Genomic DNA, 1454 nt, shown 5'->3' with positions numbered 1-1454 from the left:
GCCGAAGTTGGGCTAGTCAATCATCAGACTGAAAGGAAAGAAACGGAACATGAACGGAAAAGAAGACAAACAAGGTTTTCGTGAGGGAGTAAAGACCCCACAAAAGAGAAAGTGGTATAGTCTCATAGATAAAATATGGGCAATGCCAAACATGGAGGAAGCCTTTAAAGAGGTCAAAAGAAATCGAGGAGCCGCAGGTGTAGATGGAGTAACAATTAAGGCTTTTGAATTTGGTGTGGAGGATCATGTACAAATCCTTCAATGTGAGTTGCGAGAAAAGACATACAAGCCGAGACCAGTGAAACGTGTATACATCCCAAAGGTTGATGGTTCAAAAAGACCTTTAGGTATCCCAACCGTGAGAGACCGAGTCGTGCAGGCTTCTGTACGAAGAATAATAGAACCAATATTTGAAGCTAAATTTCTTGATTGTAGTTTTGGTTTTCGACCGAATCGAAGTGCGCACATGGCATTGGAGAAAATTCGAAAGGATTTACTGGATGGTTATGTGTATGTAATTGACGCAGACTTAAAATCATACTTTGATAGAATCCCACATGACAAACTTATGTCTTTGGTACGAGAAGAAATAGTGGATGGAAGTGTCATTGGATTGCTTGAAAGTTTCCTCCAAGCAGGAATTATGGAGGGTGGCAGTTTCCATTTAAATGAAAAGGGAACTCCACAGGGCGGTGTTATCAGTCCATTGCTTGCGAACATATATTTGCATCCGTTGGATGAACTTATGACAGAGAGAGGGCATCGTATTACAAGATATGCGGATGACTTCGTTATCTGTTGTAAATCACAAAAGGGTGCTGAAAGAGTACTTAAATCAGTTACTCGATTCCTTGAACAAAAACTCGGGCTAACCTTACATCCAGAGAAGACTAAGATTGTTGATAATATGAAGGAATCTTTTGTTTTTCTGGGATATGAATTTAAACAAGGTTATTGGGTTAAACCGTCAGAAAAGTCACTAAAGAAATTTAAGAATAAAGTCAAGGAAATTACAAAGCGCAATCAAACGGTAAACATCGAGAAATTGATAAAAGAGAAACTGAACCCATATCTGCGTGGATGGGGTAACTACTTCGGGTATTGGCATACAAAGACACTCTTCACTGAGTTTGACAGGTGGATTCGAAGGAGATTACGTTCAGTCCAATTGAGGAGCTGGAGAAAGATAAGAAAACTGCACAGAGAACTACGAAGGAGAAAGTGGAAAGGAGAACTTCCACGATTACGCATGTATACCTGGAGAAGTTCAATGTGTACTCCAGTACATGTAGCACTTCCGAATGAATGGTTTAAAGAAATTGGTCTCGTCTCTTTAGTGGATATTTACAATGAACATCATCTCCAATGGAGATAATCATGGAGGAGCCGTATGCGATGACCCGCACGTACGGAACTGCGAGAGGCGCATGAGTAAATCATGCGCCTACTCTATT

1 protein-coding gene is annotated in these 1454 nt (G+C 40.5%); it reads left to right on the top strand.

From position 1 onward, the window contains the following. The first annotated feature begins 49 nt into the window (after positions 1-49). The gene (gene ltrA, locus MLD65_RS17955) at positions 50-1375 is read left to right on the top strand and encodes a group II intron reverse transcriptase/maturase (protein ID WP_243293184.1); all 1326 of its coding nucleotides are present in this window, start codon (positions 50-52) and stop codon (positions 1373-1375) included. The last annotated feature ends 79 nt before the right edge of the window (positions 1376-1454 follow it).

This window comes from Bacillus sp. FJAT-47783, from assembly GCF_022808615.1.
Lineage (GTDB): Bacteria > Bacillota > Bacilli > Bacillales > Aeribacillaceae > Bacillus_BZ.
This window is presented reverse-complemented; position numbering and strand designations above follow the sequence as displayed.

What these genes read in the sequence shown, in the direction of transcription:
- ltrA (WP_243293184.1), top strand. Translation starts at nt 50, where the DNA reads ATGAACGGAAAAGAAGACAAACAAGGTTTTCGTGAGGGAGTAAAGACC.